This window comes from Nonomuraea sp. NPDC003754, assembly GCF_053605785.1.
In genome coordinates, this window is sequence record NZ_JBSGJX010000001.1 from 405,995 (window position 1) to 426,899 (window position 20,905).

Genomic DNA, 20,905 nt, shown 5'->3' on the forward strand with positions numbered 1-20,905 from the left:
ATCTGCTGATCTCATGATCTTCCCATGGACGACAAGACCGGTACCGGCGAAGCGACAGCGGGCGAGGGCTCAGGCGACGTCGAGTTCCGCCTGCTCGGTTCGTTCGAGGTGCGAGCCGGCGGTCGCGCCCTCCGCCTCGGCGGCCCGAGGCAGGAGAAGGTGCTGGCGGCGCTTCTGCTCAACGCCAACACGGCGGTGAGCACCTCGGCGCTCGTCGACGCGATGTGGGACGACGACCCTCCGGAGACGGCGAGGGAACAGGTCCACAACGCGGTCGCGACGCTTCGCAGGAAGCTGGGGCCGCTGAGCCGGATCCTGGTCACGGAAGGGCGCGGATACCGGCTCGACATCGCCGAGGAGCAGGTCGACGCCAGCCGGTTCTCGCGCGCGATCGAGGCCGCGCGGAGACAGCGTGACGCCTCTGCCGCCGTCACCATGGTGTCCGAGGCGCTGGAGCTGTGGCGTGGCCCCGCGCTGTGCGGGATGACCGGGCGCGTCATCGAGGCCGCCGCGACCCGGATGAACGAACACCGGCTGTCGGCATGGGAACTCCTCATAGATCATCAGCTCGAGCTCGGCGAGGTGGCGGGTCTGGTACCCGACCTCGCCGAGCTGGCGGCGGCGAACCCGTTACGCGAAAGCCTGGTCGGCAGGTTCGCGCTCGTGCTCGCCCACGCGGGACGCCAGTCGGAGGCGCTGGAGGTCTACGAGCGCACCCGCGTGCTCCTTGCCGACGAACTCGGCGTCGACCCCAGTCCCGAACTGCGAGCCGTTCACGCCCGGTTGCTGCGCGACGAGGCCCGGCCCGCGCCACGCGAACGGCGCGACATCGGGCCGAACGCCAGGCCGAACGTCCTGCCGTACGACATCGCCGACTTCACGGGACGGACGCGGGAGATCGACCGGCTGCTCGGGATGACGGCCGCGCCCGCGACCACCGCGATCGTGATCACGGCTGTGGACGGCATGCCAGGTGTCGGCAAGACCGCGCTCGCGGTCCACGCCGCGCATCTGCTCGCGGCCCGATATCCCGACGGGCAGCTGTTCATCGATCTGCACGGTCATACACCGGGCCAACGCCCGCTCGACCCGTTCACGGCGCTCGACCTGCTCCTGCGGGATCTCGGCCATCCGCCGGAGCAGATACCCGACACGCTGGAGAAGCGGATCGGCCTCTGGCGGGCCGAGGTGGGCGGCAAGAGCGTGCTCGTGGTCCTCGACAACGCGAAGGACGCCGCCCAGGTTCGCCCGCTCCTGCCGGGAACTCCCTCGGCGCGGGTCCTGGTGACCAGCAGGCGGCGGCTGACCGCGCTCGAGGGAGCGACGTCGTTCTCGCTCGAGCAGCTGACCCCCGCTGAGGCCGCTGAGCTGTTCGTCCGCATCGCCGGCGCCGACCGCACGGCCGCGCGTCCCGAGCTGGTGGACCAGGTGGTGGCCATGTGCGGGTTGCTGCCGCTGGCCATCCGGATCGCGGCCTCCCGGTTCGCGCACCGCCCGGCCTGGACCCTGACGACCCTGCTCGACCGGTTACGCGACGAGCGCCGCCGCCTGGCCGAGCTCACCGCGAGCGACCGGGGCGTCATCGCCGCGTTCACCGTCTCCTACCAGCACCTCTCCGATGCCGAACAGCGCCTGTTCCGCATGCTCGGCGTCCATCCCGGCGCCGACTTCGACGCCTACGGCGTGGCGTCGCTCATCGGCGTGGACGTGGCGGAGACCGAGCGACTTCTGGAGAACCTTCTCGACGTCCACCTGCTGATCCAGCTCGCCGCCGGCCGCTACCAGTTCCACGATCTGATCAGGCACCACGCGCGGATGCTGGCGGAGCAGGAGGAGAGCGAGCAGTCCCGCCTGTCGGCGGTGCGGCGGCTGGTGGACTACTCTCTCAGGCTCGGGCACGCGTGCGAGACCCTGATCAATCCGGGCCGCCAGCTCGGCGAGATGGACGCGGAGGACCACCGCTCGCCGTTGCCCGTTCTGCGGACCACCACCGGCGTCCGCGACCTGATCAGGGCCGAGCACCGCAACCTCACCGCCGTCATCGGCCGGGCGGAGGAACTCGGGCTGCTGACACCGACGTGGCGGCTGTCCGCGACGTTGGGACCGCTGTTGCAACGGCACGGCCACGGCGACGAGGCGCTCGAGTGCTACGGCGCCGGGCTGCGCGCGGCCCGAGCCGCCGGTGACCGCGCGGGCGAGGCGACCGTGTGCCGGCACCTGGGCGTGGCCTACATCGGGATCGGCCGGTACGGCGACGCCCTGGAGGCGCTGAGCGCCGGCCTCGCCCTCGAGGAGACCCAGGACGGCACCGCCCGGTTGCTGAGCAACATGGGGATCGCGCTCATCCGGATCGGACGGTTCGAGGAGGCCCTCGGCCATCTGGACAGGGCGCTGGATCTCCTGAGGGTGGAGGGCACACCACACGATCTCGCCATGGTGCTGACCAACATCGGCGTGGCCCACACCCAGCTGGGCCGCTATGCCACGGCGACCGACAGTCACCTGCGCGCGCTGGAGATCCAGCGCCCGCTCGGCAACCCCTTCGCCGAGCTGCTGAGCCTGGTGAACGTGGGATGGGTGGCGACGCTGTCCGGCGATCTGGAGACCGCGTCGGACCATCTCGAGCGCGGGCTGGCCCTCAGCCGCCAGATCGGCGCGAGAGAGGTCGAGGCACGTGCGCTGTTCCTGCGCGCCGACTGCCTGCGGCGGGCCGGGAAACCCGCGCGGGCGCTGGAGGACTGCAGGCAGGCGCTCGTCTTCGCCAGGGAGATGGGTGATCGCGACATCGAGGGGTCGGTGCTCAACGTCCTGGGCCGGGTCCACCAGGCGATGGGCGACGTGGAGGCGGCGGCCGACTGCTTCACCACGGCGCTGCGCGTCATCGAGGACGGAGGGCAGGCGGCCAAGTCCGCCTCGGCGCATGAGGGGCTCGGCGAGGTCTGCTGGGCGAGAGGCGACCAGCGCGGGGCGCTGACCCATTGGGAGAGGGCGCTGACCATCGCCACCGCCGCGGGTCTTCCCGTCGCCGAGAACCTGCGCCACCGTGTGGCTGCGGCGAGGCAGGCGCTCGCCGGTCACGAACGGCCATCGCCCCCTGCCCAGGGGCGATGGCCGTAGCGTGCCGGTCAGTGGAAGAAGTGCCGCGTCCCGGTGAAGTACAGGGTGACGCCGGCCTTCTCGCAGGCCGCGATGACCTCGTCGTCCCTGATCGACCCGCCGGGCTCCACGATGGCCTTCACCCCGGCCGCGATGAGCACCTCGGGGCCGTCGGCGAACGGGAAGAACGCGTCGGAGGCCGCCACCGACCCGGCCGCCCTGTCGGCCGCGCGGGTGACCGCGAGACGGCAGGAGTCGACCCGGTTGACCTGGCCCATGCCGACGCCGACCGTCGCGCCCGCGGCCGCCAGCACGATCGCGTTGGACTTCACCGACCTGGACGCCCGCCAGGCGAAGTCGAGCTCCCGCAACAGCTCGGGCGTGGCCGCGGGCCCCGCCTTCAGCTCCCAGTTCCGCGGCGCGTCGCCGGGGGCGTCGATCCGGTCGGCGGTCTGCACCAGCAGCCCGCCGTCGACCCTGCGGAACTCGGTGGCGTTGGCCGGCCGCTGCCCGCACCGCAGCAGGCGCAGGTTCTTCTTCCCGGTGAGAACGGCCAGCGCCTCGTCGGCGAACGAGGGCGCGACCACCACCTCGGTGAACACCTCCGCGATCTGCCTGGCCAGCTCGACGCTCACCTCCCCGTTGACCGCGATGACCCCGCCGTAGGCCGACACCGGGTCGCAGGCGTGGGCCTTGCGGTGGGCGTCGGCCACGTCGGCGCCGACGGCGATGCCGCACGGGTTCTGGTGCTTGATGATCGCGACACACGGCGCGTCGAAGTCCCACGCGGCCCGCCAGGCGGCGTCGGCGTCGAGGTAGTTGTTGTAGGACATCTCCTTGCCGTGCAGCTGCTCGGCGTTGGCGAGCCCGCCGTCCTCGGAGACGTACAGCCAGGCCTGCTGGTGCGGGTTCTCGCCGTAGCGCAGGACGTTCTTGAGCCGGCCGGCCGTGCCGCTGAACCGCCGGTCGCCGGTGTAGGTCTCGGCGAACCAGGTCGCCACGGCGACGTCGTAGGCGGCCGTGTGCGCGTAGGCGCGGCCGGCCAGGCTCCTGCGCTCGTCGAGGGTGAAGCCGCCCTCGTCGAGGGCGCGGTAGATCTCGCCGTAGGAGCCGGTGTCGACCACGACGGCGCACGTGGCGTGGTTCTTGGCGGCACCGCGGATCATGGCGGGGCCGCCGATGTCGATCTGCTCGACGCACTCGGCGTCGGAGGCGCCCGAGGCCACGGTCTGCTCGAACGGGTAGAGGTTGACCACGACCAGCTGGAACGGGTCGATCTCCAGCTCGTTCAGCTGGGCGACGTGGTGCTCCTTGGTCAGGTCGGCCAGCAGGCCCGCGTGGACGCGCGGGTGCAGGGTCTTGACCCTGCCGTCCAGGCATTCGGGGAAACCCGTCAGCTGCTCGACCTTGGTGACGGCGATGCCGGATGAGGCGATCGCGGCCGCCGTGCCCCCCGTGGAGACGATCTCCACCCCCGCGGCGTCGAGCGCTCGGGCCAGCTCCTCGAGCCCGGACTTGTCGTACACCGCGATCAACGCGCGCCTGATGGCGATGCGGCTGTCGGGCTGGGCAGCGCCCTCGCTGCGCTCGGTCACTTCTTCTCTCCTCCTGGTCCGATGCGGACGGTACGGCCGGCGACGGTCCAGCCCTCGCGGACCATCCGGCCGACGGTGTCGACGAGCAGCTCTCGTTCGACGGTCTTGATGCGCTCGTGCAGCTGGTGCTCGTCGTCCCCGTCGAAGACGCGCACCGCCTCCTGCGCGATGATGGGCCCGGTGTCGACGCCCGCGTCGGCCAGCATCACCGTGCAGCCGGTGACCTTGACGCCGTGGGCCAGCGCGTCGCGCACGCCGTGGGCCCCGGGGAAGGACGGCAGCAGCGCGGGATGGGTGTTGACCACGGGGAAGGCGCTCAGCGTCGGCTCGCCGAGGATCTTCATGAAGCCGGCCGAGACGACCAGGTCGGGCCGGTAGGCGGCGATGCGCGCGGCGACGGCGGCGTCCCACTCGGCGCGGGAGCCGTACCCGGAGAGCTTCTCGACGAAGGTCGGCACGCCCGCGCGCTCGGCCCTGGCCAGCCCCTCGATGCCGTCGCGGTCCGCACCCACCGCCACGATCGTCGCGCCGTACGACGGATCTGCTGAGGCATCCAGAAGGGCCTGTAGGTTGGTTCCAGAGCCGGAGACGAGAACCACAAGCCGACCTGCCTGCGACACAGGCGCACTCCATTCACATGCTCGGGGTGGGGTTGCCAGGGTATCTGTTCCTCGTCCGGCAACGTTGAGGAGGTCAGGTGACGACACCGGTGCAGGCACCGGGCGACCAGCAGCTCGCGGAGTCCGCGGGCCGCAGGGCGATATGGCTGGCCATAGCGGCGCTGGCCATGACGTTCATGCTTCCGCTCGCCGGCCTGGTCATGGCGGTCTTCGCCCTGCTGGCGGGATTCAGGGCGCGGCCGGCGCTGCGCGCCGCCGGCAGGTCCACGGGCGTCGCGGTGGGCGGCATCGTGATCTCCGCGATCGCGCTGCTGCTGTCGGCGTCGGCGACGGCGATGCAGCTGTACCTGATGAACGAGTACGCCGCCTACCAGGAGTGCAGGAAGGGGGCGGGCACGGTGGCCGCGCAGAACGCGTGCTTCGCGGAGTTCAGGAACGCTGCGGCGGCCAAGCTCCCGCCCGGTGTGATCGAGTTCCTGGGCGCGGTGGAGTAGCCGCCTAGTCGCGGTCCCAGGCGTAGGGGTCGAGGTAGATGACGTGGCCGCCGCGGTCGTCGGACTCGTCCACGATGTCGCGGCGGGGCGGCCCTGACCGTTCGGGGCCGCGCGGCTTGGCCTGCGCCAGCGTCTCGGCCGCCGCTGAGGCGTGCTCGTCCTGCCAGTCGTCGCGGATGACCGGGATGGGCTGGGTGTCGGCCTCGGTGGCGTCCATCCAGTGGCCGGGCAGGGCGCGCCCCTCCGGCTCGGCGAAGCCGACCTTGCTCGCCGCCTTCGCGATGGCCGCGCCGGCCTTGCGCGCCGTGTCGAGCTTGCGGGCGATCGGGCCCTTGCCGCGCGCCCCCTGGTAGAGCAGCCACCAGTTGGCCAGCCCCGCCGAGATGCCGGCGGCGACGCCGACCTCCAGGCTGACCGACAGCGCCACCTCCCAGGCCGAGGGGCCGACCACGGCCAGCCTGGCCCCGCCGATCGAGCCGCCCGACAGCTCGGCCAGCAGCCCCGCGGCCAGTCCCGTGGTGACGCCGGTGACGAACCCCCACAGCGGTGCCGCCTCGTACGACGGCGACGGCGCGATCCTGGCGACCACCACGCCCGCCACGGCGCCGGCGGCGAACGGCAGCGCGATCAGCCCCATCATGACGGCCGGCACCGGCCCGTTCTCGGGGAGCGCGCCGAGCAGCGGCAGCGTCGGCACGTAGCCGAGCTGCACGCCCGTCGGCGCGACCAGCGTGCCGGTGCCGACGGCGAACCCGGGACCGGCGATGTAGGCCAGCCCCCAGATGACGGCGTTCAGCAGGTACAGGGCCTGGACCAGCAGGAGCAGCAGCCCGCCGACGAACCCCGGCGCCAGGCCGTCGGTCAGCTCGCGTACCTGCTGGAAGTTGACCGCGATCGCCACCAGCACCAGCACCAGGCCGGCGACCAGCATGACGGCGACGGCGACGGCCGTGCCGACCGTGACGGCGCGCACCCGCTCGGGCAGCAGCCGCAGCATCGACCGCCACGGGCCGATGGTGCGCGCGGTGGCCAGCACGCCCGCCACGAACGCCAGCAGGAAGTGGCTGAGCAGCGCCTCGCCGATGAACGGCTGGGTGACGTCGTTCCTGGCCACCAGCGCCATCAGCCCGGCCAGCAGCGCGTACGGCGCGGCCAGCGACACCCCCGCCTGCGCCACCAGCACCAGCTGGGCCTTGCGCCGGGCGCTCGCCTGCTCCTTCGGGCTGTTCTTCGGCAGCCGCGCGGGCAGCCGCAGCCGCAGGTCGGCGTCGCGCGCCATCCACATGGCCGCCTTGTACAGCAGCACCGAGGGCAGCACCATGAGCCCCAGCGGCAGCAGGCCGAGCTGCCCGCCCGACCAGGAGAACCCGGTGTGGTGCGCGGCCAGCCAGATCTGCGCCGCGGTGCGGAACACCCCCGGCAGGCCCGCCCCGAGCGCGCCCCTGGGCGCGGCGATCCAGCCGACCAGGGTGAGGGTGACGAGCACGGCCAGGCCCACCCCGAGCGTGGCCGCAGCCGCGAGCATCCCTGAGACGGGCAGCGGCCGCCGCGTCTCGTCGTCATCTCCGGAGATCTTGCTGAGTACCGTCCGGGGAGCTGTCCGCAGGTGATCGAGAAGGGCCGTCACAGTGCTCGATGTTCTCAAGTTTTCAGTCAAGAACCTCTCAGCCGCGCCGTGAGTCGCCATTCATCCTGGACGGCAGGCCGCGATCGAGCGGCGCCTGCCACGTCACGGCGGGCACCGGAGTCCCGCTGGAGTGGCGTGGACATGCGGACGGCCACCGGGTGACCCCGGTGGCCGTCATCACGCTCCGCCGTACGGAGGAGAGCCCCCGCGATGGACGGGAACTAGCGCGACTGCATGATCTCGCGCATGAGGCGGGCGGTCTCGGAGGGCGTCTTGCCGACGCGGACGCCGACCTTCTCCAGCGCCTCCTTCTTCGCCTGGGCGGTGCCGGCCGAGCCGGACACGATCGCGCCCGCGTGGCCCATGGTCTTGCCCTCGGGGGCGGTGAAGCCCGCCACGTAGGCCACGACCGGCTTGGTCACGTGCTGCTCGATGTAGGCGGCGGCCCGCTCCTCGGCGTCGCCGCCGATCTCGCCGATCATCACGATCGCGTCGGTGCCCGGGTCCTCCTGGAAGGCCTGGAGGGCGTCGATGTGCGTGGTGCCGATGACGGGGTCGCCGCCGATGCCGACGGCGGTGGAGAAGCCGAAGTCACGCAGCTCGTACATGAGCTGGTAGGTCAGCGTGCCGGACTTCGACACCAGGCCGATGCGGCCCGCGGTGGTGATGTCGGCGGGGATGATGCCCGCGTTGGACGCGCCGGGCGAGGCGATGCCGGGGCAGTTCGGCCCGATGATGCGGGTCTTGTTGCCCTTGGCGACCGCGTAGGCCCAGAAGGCCGTGGTGTCGTGGACCGGGACGCCCTCGGTGATGACCACGCAGAGCGGGATGCCCGCGTCGATGGCCTCGATGACCGCGTCCTTGGTGAAGGCCGGCGGCACGAAGACGACGGAGACGTCGGCCCCGGTCTGCTCCATGGCCTCCTTGACCGTGCCGAAGACGGGCAGGTCGAGGTGGGTGGTGCCGGCCTTGCGGGCGTTCACGCCGCCGACGACCCTGGCGCCGGAGGCGAGCATGCGCTTGGCGTGCTTGGTGCCCTCACCGCCGGTCATGCCCTGAACAATGATCTTGCTGTTCTCGGTCAGCCAGATTGCCATTACGCACCTACCGCAGCGAGCTCGGCGGCGCGCTTGGCCGCGTCGTCCATCGTGTCAACAAGCTCGACGCCCTTGAGCCCGGCGTCGCGCAGGATCTGCCGCCCCAGCAGGGCGTTGTTGCCGTCCAGCCGGACGACCAGCGGGCGGGTCACCGCCTCGCCGCGCTCCTCGAGCAGCTTGAAGGCCGCGACGATGCCGTTGGCGACCGCGTCGCAGGCGGTGATGCCGCCGAAGACGTTCACGAAGATCGACTTCACCGCGACGTCGGACAGGATGATCTCCAGGCCCGCGGCCATGACCTCGGCGCTGGCGCCGCCGCCGATGTCGAGGAAGTTGGCGGGCTTGGGCTGACCGGGGAAGGCCTCGCCCGCGTAGGCGACGACGTCGAGGGTGGACATGACCAGGCCCGCGCCGTTGCCGATGATGCCGACGTTGCCGTCGAGCTTGACGTAGTTGAGGTCCTTCTCCTTGGCCGCGGCCTCCAGCGGGTCCTCGGCGGCCTTGTCGGCGAACTTCTCGTGGTCGGCCTGGCGGAAGGTCGCGTTGTCGTCGAGCGTGACCTTGCCGTCGAGGGCCTTCACCTGGCCGTCGGCCGACAGGATCATGGGGTTGACCTCGACGAGCGAGGCGTCCTCGTCGACGAAGCAGCACCAGAGCTTCTCGATGAGCTCGGCCGCGCCGTCCAGGGACTTCTCGGGCAGCCCGCCGGCGACGGCGATCTCGCGCGCCTTGGCGCGGTCGACGCCGGTCAGCGCGGAGACCGGCACCTTGGCGACCTTCTCCGGGGCGCTGTGCGCGACCTCTTCGATGTCCATGCCGCCGGCGGCGGAGCAGATCGCGAGGAAGGTACGGTTCGCACGGTCGAGCAGGAAGGAGAAGTAGTACTCCTCCGCGATCGCGCTGGCCTCTTCCACCAGCACCTTGTGGACCGTGTGGCCCTTGATGTCCATCCCGAGGATGTCGGTGGCCTTCGCGACGGCGTCCGCCGCGTCGTCGGCGACCTTGACGCCGCCCGCCTTGCCGCGACCCCCGGTCTTGACCTGGGCCTTGACGACAACGCGGCCGGTCAGCTGCTCGGCAGCCGCACGCACCTCCTCCACGGTGTGCGCGACGATGCCGCGCGGCACCGGGATGCCGTAGTCCGCGAAGAGCTCCTTCGCCTGATGTTCGAACAGGTCCACGAGGGTCCGTCCTTCTCCTTGGTCGCTCCCCCTCCTCACTCGCTTCGCGGAACGCCTCGCTCCTCGGCCTTCCACTCCGCTCGCTCGGTCGGGCTCGCTCCCTGCTATTCGACTGATGTTCGACGGCCCGGGCCCACCCCCGTGTGCCGGGCGTTTCCGCCAAGGAAGCCTAGTCCCAAGCTCGACCTGCCCAGGTCATCGGGTCATAGATATCGCTCGCGCGCCATACCAATGTGCGGCAAATCGCCTGATTGTCCTCTTTAGCGATCTAGGATGTCCCGCACATCTGACCGAAGGGGCACAAACCAACATGAGGCGTTTGATCGCCGCCACCGCGCTCACCGCAGCCGCGGTCGCGGTCGCCACCCCCGCTTTCGCGTACTCCGCCGCGCCGAAGAACCCGGTGGAGGCGCTGAAGAAGCAGTTCGTCGCCGGCAAGGGCGTCAAGGTCTCCGAGACCACCACCATGACCACGGACGGCAAGCCGTCCGGCGGCGTCGGCCGCATGACCGGCGTCCTCGCGTTCGGCAAGAAGGGCGTCGTCGCCTCCGACCTGACCCGCCGCACCAAGGGCCCGAAGGTCGCGGACGACGACGAGTTCGCCGCCCTGTTCAGCCCCACCAGGTACATCAGCGTCAACGACCAGACATACGCCAAGGGCGGCATCTACTCCCGCGACCTGCCCGAGGGCAAGAAGTGGGTGCGCGTCGACGGCGCGCCCGACGCCACCATGTCCAGCAGCCAGCTGATCAACATCTTCGACGCCTCCGTCCTCAAGACGGTCCTCAAGGGCGCGTCGAGCGTCCGCGGCGGCGTCTACAAGGGCGCGATCAGCCTCAACGACCTCAGCAAGGCGTCGGGCGGCAGCCGCCTGCCCGGCAAGGTGGGCAAGGTGAAGGTCGCCTACGCGGTCACCGTGAACTCCAAGCTGCTCGTCACCAGGGTGACCACCGTGGCGAAGCTGGACTTCGGGCTGCTGGGGGTCATGAGCATGACCGCCGACACCCGCTACAGCGACTGGGGCACCAAGGTCGTCATCACCGCTCCCCCCGAGGAGGAGGTGGTCGACGCGGCCGACCTCGGGACCGAGGTTCCCGACCTGCCCAGCGTCCTCACCGAGGCCGCCGGCTAGGAGCCGACGCCGTCGAGAGCCCGGCCGCCCCTCGACGGGGGCGCCGGGCTTTCCGCTGCCCGGGGTGCCGAGCCACGCCTCCTGTCCTTCACGCGCCATGCGCACGGTGTCCCGAATGATGAGACGCGGTCGTGATCTTCAAGTGAAAAGATCTTTCCTCCCCCTCCAGAAGGAAGAAACACATGAAGCGAACCATCGTCGGCCTCGCCCTGGCCACGGGCGTCGCGCTGATCACCGCCGTACCCGCTCAGGCGGCAGCGCCCAAGGCCGACCCGGTCAAGGCGCTCAAGGCCCAGTTCGTCCCGGGCAAGGGCGTCAAGACCACCGCCACCCTCAGGATGTCGATCTCCGGTGACCCCGTCATCACCGCCCGCGAGACCGGCGCCCTGGCATGGAGCAGGTCGGGCGTCGCCGCCTCCGACAAGACCGTGAAGTTCAGCCTCGACCCGGTCGTCGTCTCGGCGCTGGAGGAAGGCGACGAGGACGGCGCGGCGCTGAAAGACCTGGTGCGCACCCCGACCCGCCAGATCAACATCAAGAACTGGAGCTACCTGTCGGGCGGCCTCGTGGCCGGCTCCCTGCCCGAGGGCAAGACGTGGGTGCGCGGCCCGCGGACGGACGCGGCCAGCCTCGGCGGCCCCAGCGTCGACCTCTTCTCCCCCGGCACGCTCAAGACGCTGCTGTCCAGCGCCTCCTCCGTCAAGAACGGCCTGGCCAAGGGCACCATCAAGGCGGGCAAGCTGCCCAGCAGGCCGCTGGGCTTCAAGGCCAGCCAGAAGGTCACGTGGGCGCTCTGGTTCGACAGCAAGGGCCTCGTGAGCCGGTTCACCACCAAGATCTCGTTGCCGATGGGCCGTGGCGAGACGATCGACTTCACCGCCGACAGCAGGTACACCGGGTGGGGTTCCACGGTCAAGGTGACCGAGCCCGCCGCCGAGTCGTGGGTCGACGCGAAGGACCTCGACAAGGAGCTCCCGAACGTGCCCGGCATGCCCGAGTCGCTGACCGAGGCGTCCAAGTAGGGCGACCCCTCACTGACCTCGCCTGAAGCGGGCGGGTGAGGCGTTGGACGCGTGCCCGAGCGGTGGAGGAGACACCCTCGGGCACGCGTCACCTCCGTACCAGGGCCTCGGCGTAGGTTCCTGCTCTTACTGATCGGCTGCACCGTTCTCCCGAGTTCTCGGCGGCGGATCAAGGTCCCGTTCCACAGTCGCCGAGCCGGAGAACGGGTTACCCTGAGGGCCGCTTCGATCAGAAGAAAGGCATTCGATCGAAGCCGGATTCCGTCGCGACGCGATTCTCGCCTGCCCTTTGGCCGAAGTCAGGGAGTGCGAAGATGGTCGCCATGAGCGTGAAACGGCAGGGCGAGGTCTTGAACGAACTGGCCGAGGCGATCCGGAACATGCGGATGCCAAGCGCGCCGGGCATCCGGCAGGCTTCTGTCGAGCCGTACGTCGACGCCGATGGCGAGGCGGCGCTCAGGGCCGTGATCATCCTGGACGCACCCGATGAGGACGGGTGGTCGGCCGATTTCACGCATGCGCTACGTAAGCAGGTGAACAGGCTCGCCGCCGAACGCCATCTCGACGAGCACGTCTACCTCACACTGTTCACCCAGGAAGAGTTCGAAAACCGAGAAGACGCCGACGAACGGGCGGAGGACAACAGCACAGGCGCCATCGACCGGGCTCTGACCCGGGATCAGCAGGACAGCCTGTGAGGCGCGATTTCAAGGCAGACGATTACCTCCACCTCGCGGACACCCTCGCAGGCCGTACCGCAGGGCGGGGCCGTCCTCGAACTGCCTACCTCAGACGTGCCACCTCAACCGCCTACTACGCGCTCTTCCACGAACTCGTTCAGCATGGCGCAAGACGTGCGGCCAGGAACGGGCCGACTGAGCATCAGCAAGCCATCGGCCGCTGGTACGCCCATGGCAACTTCAAGAAGGCCGCCCGATGGGTGGAGGACATCGCGAGCGGACGCACCCCACCGAACCCCGTCCGGCTTCTTCTGGTCGATCCCCTCATCGGAGGCGTCCCGGCGGACCTCGAAGTGCTGGCCAGCGCGTTCAGCGAACTCCAGGAAGCCCGGCACGGCGCGGACTACGACCCTGCCTTCGACGCAACCCGCCTGAGCGCCCTCGGCCACGTCAACACCGCTCGCTCCGGTATCGAGGCCATCAAGCGAATGGACAAGGCAGACCTTCACCAGTTCGACATGTTCCTCCTTCTCGCCCTGGGCGGCGACCGTACGATCAAGAACAGCTGACCAAGCGACATTGCGCGAAGTACCCGACCGCTGTCCTTACTCGCTTGCGGCAAGAAGTGCCCGAAGTCCTGCGGAGCGGGGTGTGAACAGAACCGCGGAGTCCTAGGGCCGTCAACGGAGACGGGGTGCTGGGTGGGAACACGGCAGGCCCGCAAGGCGGGCGGTATCGCGGCCAGAACGACGGTCACCGGGGCGGTGGCAGGCGCGGCGGCCGGTCTCCTGACCATGGTGGTGATCCTCTCCGCCCTGATGGTGGAGTATCAGGAAGGGGAGATCACGCTCATGGCCATCCCAGGACTGTTCACGTTGGTGCTGGTGTCGCTGCTGCTGGGGGCGGTACTCGGGCTCCTGGTGGCGGGCACCGCGCTGGTGGCGCTCATCCCGCTGGCCGGGTGGGCGCGGCACACCGCGTGGCGGGCCAGGCTGCTGGTCGCGTGCGCCTGCGTGCTGAGCCTGGCCGGGTGGGAGGCGGTCTACGTGGTCTTCACCTCCAACGGGGAGCCGTCCTTCTGGACCAGCGCGATCCTGCTCGGGCCGCCGCTGCTCGCGGCGGCGGCGGCAGGCGTCTGGCGCGGCCCCGACCTGCTCACCACAGCACCATGACGCCCTCCGCCGGAACGAGCTCGCACGGACACGATCCGGTGCGGTAGCGCAGGTGGACCGTGCCGTTGTGGTAGCCGGAACCGGACGCCCTCGCGAGCGGAGGGATCCCCTCGCCCGCGAGGGCCGTGCCCCTAGAGCTTCTCCAGCGGCGCGTAGGCGAGCAGGAGCGTCTTCTCGCCGCCACCGCCGAAGTCGATCTTCACCTTGGTCTTCTCGGCCACCCCGTCGACGGACACCACGGTGCCCAGGCCGAAGGCGTCGTGCGTGACGCGGTCGCCCGGCGCCAGCGACGGCAGCTGCTTGCCCCCCGCCTTCTTCGCCGGAGCCGGAGCCGCCTTGCGCGCCGTCGCCGCGCTCCACGCCGACTTCTCCGGGTCGGTACGCCACTCGATGAGCTTGGCGGGCACCTCGTTGACGAAGCGCGAGGCCGGGTTGAACGACGGCGAGCCCCACGAGCTGCGCACCGCCGCCCGGGTGATGTAGAGGCGCTGCTCGGCACGGGTGATGCCGACGTAGGCCAGGCGGCGCTCCTCCTCCAGCTCCTTCGGCTCGCCGAGCGAGCGGATGTGCGGGAAGACGCCGTCCTCCATAGCGGTGAGGAAGACGACGGGGAACTCCAGGCCCTTGGCGGTGTGGAGGGTCATGAGCGTCACCACGCCCTGCCCGCCGTCGCTCTCCGGGATCTGGTCGGCGTCGGCCACCAGCGAGACCTGCTCGAGGAACTCCACCAGGGTGCCCTCGGGGTTGGCCTCCTCGAACTCGGTGGCGACGGAGATCAGCTCGTTGAGGTTCTCCAGGCGCGACTCGTCCTGCGGGTCTTCGGAGGCCTCCAGCTCGGCGCGGTAGCCGGTGGCCGCCAGGATCTCCTCGGCCAGCGCCGAGGGCGGCATGCCCTCGGCCTTGCCGATGAGGTCCTCGACCAGCGCGACGAAGTCGCGGATCGCGTTGAGCGACCTGGTCGCCATGCCGTACGCCTCGTCGGCCCTGCGCAGCGCCTCCCAGAAGGAGATGCGCTCGCGCGAGGACAGCGCCTCGACCATCGCCTCCGCGCGGTCGCCGATGCCGCGCTTGGGCACGTTGAGAATGCGCCGCAGAGAGACCACGTCGTTGGGGTTGGCGACGACCCGCAGGTAGGCCAGCAGGTCCTTGACCTCCTTGCGCTCGTAGAAGCGCACGCCCCCGACCACCTTGTACGGCAGGCCGGTGCGGATGAAGATCTCCTCGAACACGCGGGAGGCGGCGTTGGTGCGGTAGAAGACCGCCACGTCACCGGGCCGCACGTCCTCCTCGTCGGAGAGCCGGTCGACCTCCTGGGCCACGAACATGGCCTCGTCGTGCTCGTTGTCGGCCACGTATCCGACGATCTTGGGCCCGTCGCCCTGGTCGGACCACAGGTTCTTCGGCTTGCGCGACTCGTTGCGCGCGATGACCGCGTTGGCGGCGGCCAGGATGTTCTGGCTGGAGCGGTAGTTCTGCTCCAGCAGGATCGTGCGCGCGTCGGGGTAGTCGCGCTCGAACTCCAGGATGTTGCGGATCGTCGCGCCGCGGAAGGCGTAGATCGACTGGTCGGCGTCGCCGACGACGCACAGTTCGGACTGGTCGGCGCCCGAGCGCACGGGCTCGCCGTCGACGGTGGTCAGCTGCGGCCGCCCGACCAGCTCCCTGATGAGGATGTACTGGGCGTGGTTGGTGTCCTGGTACTCGTCGACGAGCACGTGCCGGAAGCGCATCCGGTAGTGCTCGGCCACCTCGGGGAAGAGCTGGAAGAGCACCACGGTGTTCATGATGATGTCGTCGAAGTCCATCGCGCCGGACTCGGTCAGCTTGAGCTGGTAGGCCTTGTAGGCCTCGGCCAGCACCTTCTCCAGGTGCGAGCCCGCCCTGTCGATGGCGCTCTCGTAGTCGATCAGCTCGTTCTTGAAGTTGCTGACCTGCGCGGAGAACGAGCGCGGCGGGTAGCGCTTGGGGTCGAGGTCCATCTCGCGGCAGACCATGGCCATGAGCCGCTGGGAGTCGGCCTGGTCGTAGATGGAGAAGCTGGACGGGTAGCCGAGCCGCTTGGCCTCCCTGCGCAGGATGCGCATGCAGGCGCTGTGGAAGGTCATCACCCACATGGCCTTGGAGCGCGGGCCGATCAGCTTGTCGATGCGCTCCTTCATCTCCCTGGCGGCCTTGTTGGTGAAGGTGATCGCCAGGATCTGGCCGGGGTGGACCTCGCGCTCGGCCAGGAGGTAGGCGATGCGATGGGTGAGCACCCGCGTCTTGCCTGACCCCGCCCCCGCGACGATGAGCAGGGGGCTGCCGTGATGGATCACGGCCTCGCGCTGCTGCGGGTTGAGGCCGTCGAGCAAGGGGTGGTCAACAGAGACTTGGGTGGGCACGGACCTAGGGTAAAGCGCCCCACCGACAAACGCGCCCAGGAATGCGCCGCCGTTCCGCTGGGTTGCCTGATTCGTCCCCCATTGAAGGAGTCAATATGGAGTTCGCCCGGGTCCTGGTGGTGACCGCGCATCCCGACGACGTCGACTTCGGCGCGGCGGGCACGATCGCGCAGTTCGTCGACAAGGGCGTCGAAGTGACCTACCTGCTCGTCACGGCAGGCGACGCGGGTGGTCACGAGCGCGAGACCGACGGCGAGGGCATGGCCGAGCTGCGCAGGGCCGAGCAGGCCGCGGCGGCCAAGGCGGTCGGCGTCACCGACGTACGTTTCCTGTCCGGTTACCGGGACGGCAGGGTCGAGCCCACCATCGAGCTGCGCCGCGACATCGCCGGGGTGATCCGCCAGGTGCGGCCCGACCTGGTGATCACGAGCACGCCCGAGCGCAACTACCAGTTCATCGGCCCCAGCCACCCCGACCACCGCGCGGTCGGCGCCGCCACGCTCGACGCCGTCTACCCCGACGCCCGCAACCCCTACGCCTACGAGGAGCTGGCCGGCCTCGAGCCCTGGACGGTCGGCGAGGTGTGGCTGATCGGCAGCATGACCCCCGACCACTGGGTGGACATCACCGAGACCATCGACCGCAAGCTCGCCGCGCTGGCCGCGCACGCCAGCCAGGTCGGGCACCGCGAGGGGTTCGAGGAGTTCGTCCGCGAGCGCTGGGCGGGCATCGCGGTGAAGGGCGGCCTGGGTGAGGGCCGCTACGCCGAGGCCTTCCAGGTGGTCCCCACCGCATGACCCCACGCTGCCCAGGAGCGGCCCGCGCCGCTCCCAGGTAGAAACCTGTCCATGGGACTCACGCTCACGCCCGCCCTCGCCGTCACGGTCGTCCTGCTGGCCGGGGGCGGTGCCGCCGTGGCCCGGCTGGGCGGGCTCGGCCACGCCCGCGCCGTCCTCACCGCGAGCCTGCGCGCCGCCCTCCAGCTGGGCGCCGTCTCCCTGGTGATCACCTGGGTGATCGGCGCCCCACCCGCCGTCGCCGGCTTCTTGCTCGTCATGTACGGCGTGGCCGCCGTCACCGCGGGCCGCAGGATCAGCAAGGAACGCCCGTGGCCCGCCGCCCTCCCCATCGCGGCCGGCACCCTGCCGGTCCTGGTCGCGCTGTTCGGCACCGGAGTGGCGCCCATGCGCGGCGTCACCGTCATCCCGATCGCGGGGATCCTGCTCGGCGGCTGCCTGACCGCCACCGCGCTGGCCGGCAGGCGCGCCCTCGACGAGCTGCGCCAGCGCAAGGGCGAGGTCGAGGCCGCGCTGTCGCTCGGTTTCCTCGACCGGGACGCCAACCTGGAGATCTGCCGCCCGGCCGCCGCCCAGGCGCTGATCCCCGCGCTCGACCAGACCAGGACGGTCGGCCTGGTCACGCTGCCCGGCGCGTTCGTGGGGATGCTGCTCGGCGGCGCGCGGCCGCTGGAGGCGGGCGTGGTTCAGCTCGTGGTGCTGGTCGCCCTGCTGGCCGCCGAGGCGGTCGCCGTGCTGGTCACGGTCGAGCTGGTGGCGCGGGGGCGATTCGGGCGAACAGATAGCCCAGCGAGTTAGTGGCCAGATGCAGCAGCGCGGGCGCCAGGAGCCCCCGGTGGCGGCGCAGCTCGCAGAACAGCACGCCCGCCGCCGCCGTGGAGACGACGCTGCCCACCACGACCCTGGCCATGTCGCCGTCGCCGGAGGTCAGCTCGCCGAGCGCCGGGTTGGCGCGGGCCATCTCCATCGAGGGCAGGATGTGCCACAGCCCGAACAGCGTGGACGAGACCGCCGTGGCCGTCACCGTGCCGTGGTCGCGGCGCAGCATGCCGTACAGGGCGCCCCTGAAGCCGACCTCCTCCAGCAGGACCGTGCCGACGGGCACCTGGAGCAGGACCGCCTCGACGACCTCGGCCGTCGACAGCGACAGCGCCCGCTCGTCGTGGAACAGCGCCCGCGTCCGCGGGACGGCGATGCCCGCGGTGTAGCCGGCGGCGACGGTGGCCGCCAGCGCGGCGCCCGCCCTGGCGCCGGGCATGCCGCGGGTGAAGCCGATCTCCTCCCACGACAGGCCCGACTTCCTGGCCATGGCCACCAGGGCGCCGGTGGCCAGCGCGGAGGTGAGGGGGGCGAGCCTGGGGGCGACGCGGTTGTTCATGACGTTGGCCGCGACGAGGACGGCGAGGGAACGAAGCAGCACCCCTGCAGGCTATGCGGTCCGCTGCCGCCATCCGGCGGGGAAGCGCAGCCGTCTGCGCTCGTCGGGGGTGAGCCCGCCCCAGATGCCCTCGGACTCGCCCGCGCGCACCGCGTAGGCCCTGCACTCGGCGAGCACCTGACAACCCGAGCAGACCGCCTTGGCCTGCGCCTCCTGCGCCGGCGACGGCGCGGGAGGGAAGAAGAGATCGGGGTCGCTGGTCCTGCAGGCACCCCGCCGCAACCAGCCGATCTCCTTGACGTTCCCCAGTGGCATGCGTTCACGCTAGACCGCCCGACCGGCGGCCGCATCACCCTTGAGGCGTACTTCCGCCTACGTCAGCAGGAACCCACGCCCTTGGTGTAGCCCGTCGTGAACGCCTGCTGCCGCTGCTGCGCGGTGCCGTGGGCGTCGGGGCTGAACCAGTCGTCGTCGGGGTCGCCCGCCTCCTGCAGGTTGAGCATCAGTTCCTTGTCGTCGCCCGGCTCGGCGCTCAGCACGTCGGCCTTCACCAGCCCGGCCAGCGCCGCGCCCGCGTAGCAGTCCGCCTGCAGCTCGTACTGCACGTTGAGCTCGAACTCCGTGCCCAGCTGCGCCTGTACGGCATGGCCGATCTCGTGCGGGATGATCAGATAGGTGGAGCCGTCGCCGAGCTGCTTCCACAGCTGCTCCATCCAGTCCTTGTCGTAGGCGATGAAATGGCCCTCGGGGCAGTAGAAGGCGTTGCCCGACGCGGCCGGCTCGCCGCCGCACGCTGGGCCCTTGTCGCCCCGGTAGGGGATGAACTCGGTGATCGGCCGGTAGACGCGGCCGATCGATCGAAACTGCGCGGCCCAGAACTGCTCGGTATAGGTCTGGGCGAGCTGAACGTCCTCCTCGAAGGTGTCGCCCTGGACGCCGGCGCTCGAGCTCGCGCCGGCGGTCGAACTCCCGCCGGCGCTGCCGCCGCACGAGGCGAGCAGCAGCATCAGGAGGGCGGCTGTCAGGAGACGCGCGGTCATACCTCCATCCTGCCTGGCAGGCTCGGGACACGCGCCGTTGGGGCGGGCGCGGGCAACGGCGGGACAGGGGGCCGGGGTTCAAGGGGTTCCAGGGTTACGCGATGTCAGAGGGTCCACGCGTGGGCGGGCTCGTTGGCGTGCATGCGGTCGATGTACTCCAGCGTCATCCTGCGCAGCGCCTCCCGCCGCTCCCCGCCGAACGCCTGGACCGCCTCCACCTGCCAGGTCGCTCCCGTCCTGCCCAGCAGGCAGCGTCCCTCGATCACCCCGAGCAACCGCTCGGCGACCGGGGTGTCGACGCCCCACTGCGCGAGCCCCTCGGCCGCCATGGGCAGCAGCCTGCGCAGGATCAGCTCGGCCGCCGGGACGTCGCCGAGCCCCGGCCAGTACAGCCGGGCGTCGATGCCGTGCCTGGCCGCGCCGGCCAGGTTCTCCTCCGCCGTGGCGAACGACATCTGGCTCCACACGGGCCGCTCGGCGTTGGGCAGCACCCGCATGAGCCCGTAGTAGAAGGCCGCGTTGGCCGCGATGTCCAGGACCGAGGGGCCCGCCGGCAGGACGCGGTTCTCCACGCGCAGGTGCGGGGTGCCGTCGACGACGGCGTAGACGGGCCGGTTCCACCGGTAGATGGTGCCGTTGTGCAGGGTCAGCTCGTCGAGGGATGGGATGCGTCCCGCCGCCAGCTCCTCGTGCGGGTCCTCGTCGGAGCAGATCGGCAGCAGCGCGGGGAAGTAGCGGACGTTCTCCTCGAACAGGTCGAAGACGCTGGTGATCCATCGCTCGCCGAACCACACGCGGGGCCGTACCCCCTGGCTCTTGAGCTCGGTGGGACGGGTGTCGGTGGCCTGCTCGAACAGCGCGATCCTGGTCTCCCTGTGCAGCTCCTTGCCGAACAGGTAGGGCGAGTTGGCCGCGACGGCCACCTGCGGGCCCGCGATGGCCTGGGCGGCGTTCCAGTGGGCGGCGAACGCCTCGGGGCTGACCTGCAGGTGCAGCTGTACGCTGGTGCAGGCGGCCTCGGGGGTGATGCTGTCGGCGTAGGTGTCGAGCCGTTCGACGCCCTCGATGAACAGGTGCAGGTCCTCCCCCCTGGCGGCGAAGATCTGCTCGTTGAGCAGCTTGTAGCGCGGGTTGGCCGACAGGGTGCCCTCGTGGGTGTCCTCCTGGTGGAGGGTCGGCAGGATGCCGATCAGGACCAGGTGGCCGCCCTGGGTCCGGGCGTGTTCCTCGGCGTGGTTGAGCTTGGCGCGCACCGTCTCCTCGAGGCGGAGCGCGCCGTCGCCCTGGAGGCTCTGCGGCGCGATGTTGATCTCGACGTTGAACTGGCCGAGCTCGGTGGCCCAGTTGGGCTGGGCGATGGCCGCCAGGACCTGCGCGTTGCGCATCGCGGGCTCGCCGCGCTCGTCGACCAGGTTGAGTTCGATCTCCAGCCCGGCCTGGGGCCGGTCGAACTCGAAGCGCGACTCCCGCAGCATCTGGGCAAACGTGTCCAGATTTCTCCGCACTTTGTCACGGTAATTCCGTCGATCATCTCGACTGAACACGACGACTGGCACGTCTCTGCCCATATCCGCAATGTCGCATGAGACCCGG

19 protein-coding genes are annotated in these 20,905 nt (G+C 70.6%); 9 read left to right on the forward strand and 10 right to left on the reverse strand.

The genetic code is table 11. From position 1 onward, the window contains the following. Positions 1–24 precede the first annotated feature (24 nt). On the forward strand, positions 25–3,117 hold the full coding sequence (locus tag ACWEVS_RS01825; RefSeq protein ID WP_452549469.1) for a tetratricopeptide repeat protein: 3,093 nt from the start codon (positions 25–27) through the stop codon (positions 3,115–3,117). A gap of 8 nt (positions 3,118–3,125) precedes the next feature. Here the strand turns inward: ACWEVS_RS01825 and purH are convergent, their stop codons facing one another. Continuing rightward, positions 3,126–4,691, reverse strand: coding sequence for a bifunctional phosphoribosylaminoimidazolecarboxamide formyltransferase/IMP cyclohydrolase (gene purH, locus ACWEVS_RS01830; RefSeq protein WP_452549470.1), 1,566 nt, complete (start codon positions 4,689–4,691; stop codon positions 3,126–3,128). Next, entirely contained in the window at positions 4,688–5,311 is a 624-nt protein-coding gene (gene purN, locus ACWEVS_RS01835) for a phosphoribosylglycinamide formyltransferase (protein ID WP_452549472.1), read from the reverse strand. Before purN ends, purH begins: the two co-directional genes overlap by 4 nt. Before the next feature lie 77 nt (positions 5,312–5,388). On the opposite strand from purN, the gene ACWEVS_RS01840 reads away from it, so the two are divergent. Beyond that, a complete protein-coding gene (locus tag ACWEVS_RS01840; RefSeq protein WP_449919999.1) occupies positions 5,389–5,805 on the forward strand; it encodes a hypothetical protein in 417 nt (138 codons plus the stop codon). A gap of 4 nt (positions 5,806–5,809) precedes the next feature. Here ACWEVS_RS01840 and ACWEVS_RS01845 read toward each other — a convergent pair whose 3' ends face one another. From ACWEVS_RS01845 to sucC, 3 genes are all read right to left on the reverse strand, one after another. Beyond that, entirely contained in the window at positions 5,810–7,432 is a 1,623-nt protein-coding gene (locus tag ACWEVS_RS01845) for a cell division protein PerM (protein WP_452549474.1), read from the reverse strand. Between the two features lie 221 nt (positions 7,433–7,653). Next, positions 7,654–8,529, reverse strand: a complete 876-nt coding sequence (gene sucD, locus ACWEVS_RS01850) for a succinate--CoA ligase subunit alpha (RefSeq protein ID WP_354906295.1) — start codon at positions 8,527–8,529, stop codon at positions 7,654–7,656. After that, positions 8,529–9,710 (reverse strand): ADP-forming succinate--CoA ligase subunit beta, encoded by a 1,182-nt coding sequence (gene sucC, locus ACWEVS_RS01855; RefSeq protein ID WP_354906297.1) that lies wholly within the window; start codon positions 9,708–9,710, stop codon positions 8,529–8,531. The genes sucD and sucC overlap by 1 nt, the downstream gene beginning before the upstream one ends. A gap of 310 nt (positions 9,711–10,020) precedes the next feature. Here sucC and ACWEVS_RS01860 point away from each other — a divergent pair, with 310 nt between their 5' ends. From ACWEVS_RS01860 to ACWEVS_RS01880, 5 genes are all read left to right on the forward strand, one after another. Next, on the forward strand, positions 10,021–10,842 hold the full coding sequence (locus tag ACWEVS_RS01860; protein WP_452549476.1) for a hypothetical protein: 822 nt from the start codon (positions 10,021–10,023) through the stop codon (positions 10,840–10,842). 182 nt (positions 10,843–11,024) lie between these two features. Further along, on the forward strand, positions 11,025–11,864 hold the full coding sequence (locus ACWEVS_RS01865; RefSeq protein WP_452549478.1) for a hypothetical protein: 840 nt from the start codon (positions 11,025–11,027) through the stop codon (positions 11,862–11,864). A 323-nt stretch (positions 11,865–12,187) separates the two neighbouring features. Continuing rightward, positions 12,188–12,562, forward strand: coding sequence for a hypothetical protein (locus tag ACWEVS_RS01870; RefSeq protein ID WP_452549479.1), 375 nt, complete (start codon positions 12,188–12,190; stop codon positions 12,560–12,562). Further along, positions 12,559–13,113, forward strand: a complete 555-nt coding sequence (locus ACWEVS_RS01875; RefSeq protein ID WP_452417276.1) for a hypothetical protein — start codon at positions 12,559–12,561, stop codon at positions 13,111–13,113. Before ACWEVS_RS01870 ends, ACWEVS_RS01875 begins: the two co-directional genes overlap by 4 nt. Positions 13,114–13,245: 132 nt before the next feature. Next, entirely contained in the window at positions 13,246–13,716 is a 471-nt protein-coding gene (locus ACWEVS_RS01880; RefSeq protein ID WP_452549481.1) for a hypothetical protein, read from the forward strand. 131 nt (positions 13,717–13,847) lie between these two features. Here the strand turns inward: ACWEVS_RS01880 and pcrA are convergent, their stop codons facing one another. Further along, positions 13,848–16,097, reverse strand: coding sequence for a DNA helicase PcrA (gene pcrA / locus ACWEVS_RS01885; RefSeq protein WP_449919978.1), 2,250 nt, complete (start codon positions 16,095–16,097; stop codon positions 13,848–13,850). A 95-nt stretch (positions 16,098–16,192) separates the two neighbouring features. Here pcrA and ACWEVS_RS01890 point away from each other — a divergent pair, with 95 nt between their 5' ends. Together ACWEVS_RS01890 and ACWEVS_RS01895 are read left to right on the forward strand one after the other, a co-directional pair. After that, on the forward strand, positions 16,193–16,894 hold the full coding sequence (locus ACWEVS_RS01890) for a PIG-L deacetylase family protein (RefSeq protein ID WP_449919976.1): 702 nt from the start codon (positions 16,193–16,195) through the stop codon (positions 16,892–16,894). Positions 16,895–16,945: 51 nt separating this feature from the next. After that, on the forward strand, positions 16,946–17,692 hold the full coding sequence (locus tag ACWEVS_RS01895; RefSeq protein WP_449919973.1) for an ABC transporter permease: 747 nt from the start codon (positions 16,946–16,948) through the stop codon (positions 17,690–17,692). On the opposite strand, the gene ACWEVS_RS01900 is transcribed toward ACWEVS_RS01895, so the two are convergent. From ACWEVS_RS01900 to ACWEVS_RS01915, 4 genes are all read right to left on the reverse strand, one after another. Further along, positions 17,634–18,314: a CPBP family intramembrane glutamic endopeptidase gene (locus ACWEVS_RS01900; protein ID WP_449919972.1), complete on the reverse strand. Its 681-nt coding sequence runs from the start codon at positions 18,312–18,314 to the stop codon at positions 17,634–17,636. The two genes, ACWEVS_RS01895 and ACWEVS_RS01900, sit on opposite strands and share 59 nt — an antisense overlap. Before the next feature lie 9 nt (positions 18,315–18,323). After that, positions 18,324–18,587 (reverse strand): WhiB family transcriptional regulator, encoded by a 264-nt coding sequence (locus tag ACWEVS_RS01905; RefSeq protein ID WP_354906309.1) that lies wholly within the window; start codon positions 18,585–18,587, stop codon positions 18,324–18,326. A 62-nt stretch (positions 18,588–18,649) separates the two neighbouring features. Beyond that, positions 18,650–19,312, reverse strand: coding sequence for a neutral zinc metallopeptidase (locus ACWEVS_RS01910; protein ID WP_449919969.1), 663 nt, complete (start codon positions 19,310–19,312; stop codon positions 18,650–18,652). A gap of 104 nt (positions 19,313–19,416) precedes the next feature. After that, complete coding sequence (locus ACWEVS_RS01915) at positions 19,417–20,817, reverse strand: glutamate--cysteine ligase (RefSeq protein ID WP_354906312.1); 1,401 nt, start codon at positions 20,815–20,817, stop codon at positions 19,417–19,419. Positions 20,818–20,905: the final 88 nt, after the last annotated feature.

Excerpts from the sequence above, each read along its gene's own strand:
- ACWEVS_RS01865 (WP_452549478.1), top strand. The coding sequence starts at position 11,025 with ATGAAGCGAACCATCGTCGGCCTCGCCCTGGCCACGGGCGTCGCGCTG.
- ACWEVS_RS01890 (WP_449919976.1), top strand. The coding sequence starts at position 16,193 with ATGGAGTTCGCCCGGGTCCTGGTGGTGACCGCGCATCCCGACGACGTC.
- sucD (WP_354906295.1), bottom strand. The coding sequence starts at position 8,529 with ATGGCAATCTGGCTGACCGAGAACAGCAAGATCATTGTTCAGGGCATG.
- ACWEVS_RS01870 (WP_452549479.1), top strand. The coding sequence starts at position 12,188 with ATGAGCGTGAAACGGCAGGGCGAGGTCTTGAACGAACTGGCCGAGGCG.
- ACWEVS_RS01905 (WP_354906309.1), bottom strand. The coding sequence starts at position 18,587 with ATGCCACTGGGGAACGTCAAGGAGATCGGCTGGTTGCGGCGGGGTGCC.
- ACWEVS_RS01895 (WP_449919973.1), top strand. The coding sequence starts at position 16,946 with ATGGGACTCACGCTCACGCCCGCCCTCGCCGTCACGGTCGTCCTGCTG.
- ACWEVS_RS01910 (WP_449919969.1), bottom strand. The coding sequence starts at position 19,312 with ATGACCGCGCGTCTCCTGACAGCCGCCCTCCTGATGCTGCTGCTCGCC.
- ACWEVS_RS01860 (WP_452549476.1), top strand. The coding sequence starts at position 10,021 with ATGAGGCGTTTGATCGCCGCCACCGCGCTCACCGCAGCCGCGGTCGCG.
- ACWEVS_RS01825 (WP_452549469.1), top strand. The coding sequence starts at position 25 with ATGGACGACAAGACCGGTACCGGCGAAGCGACAGCGGGCGAGGGCTCA.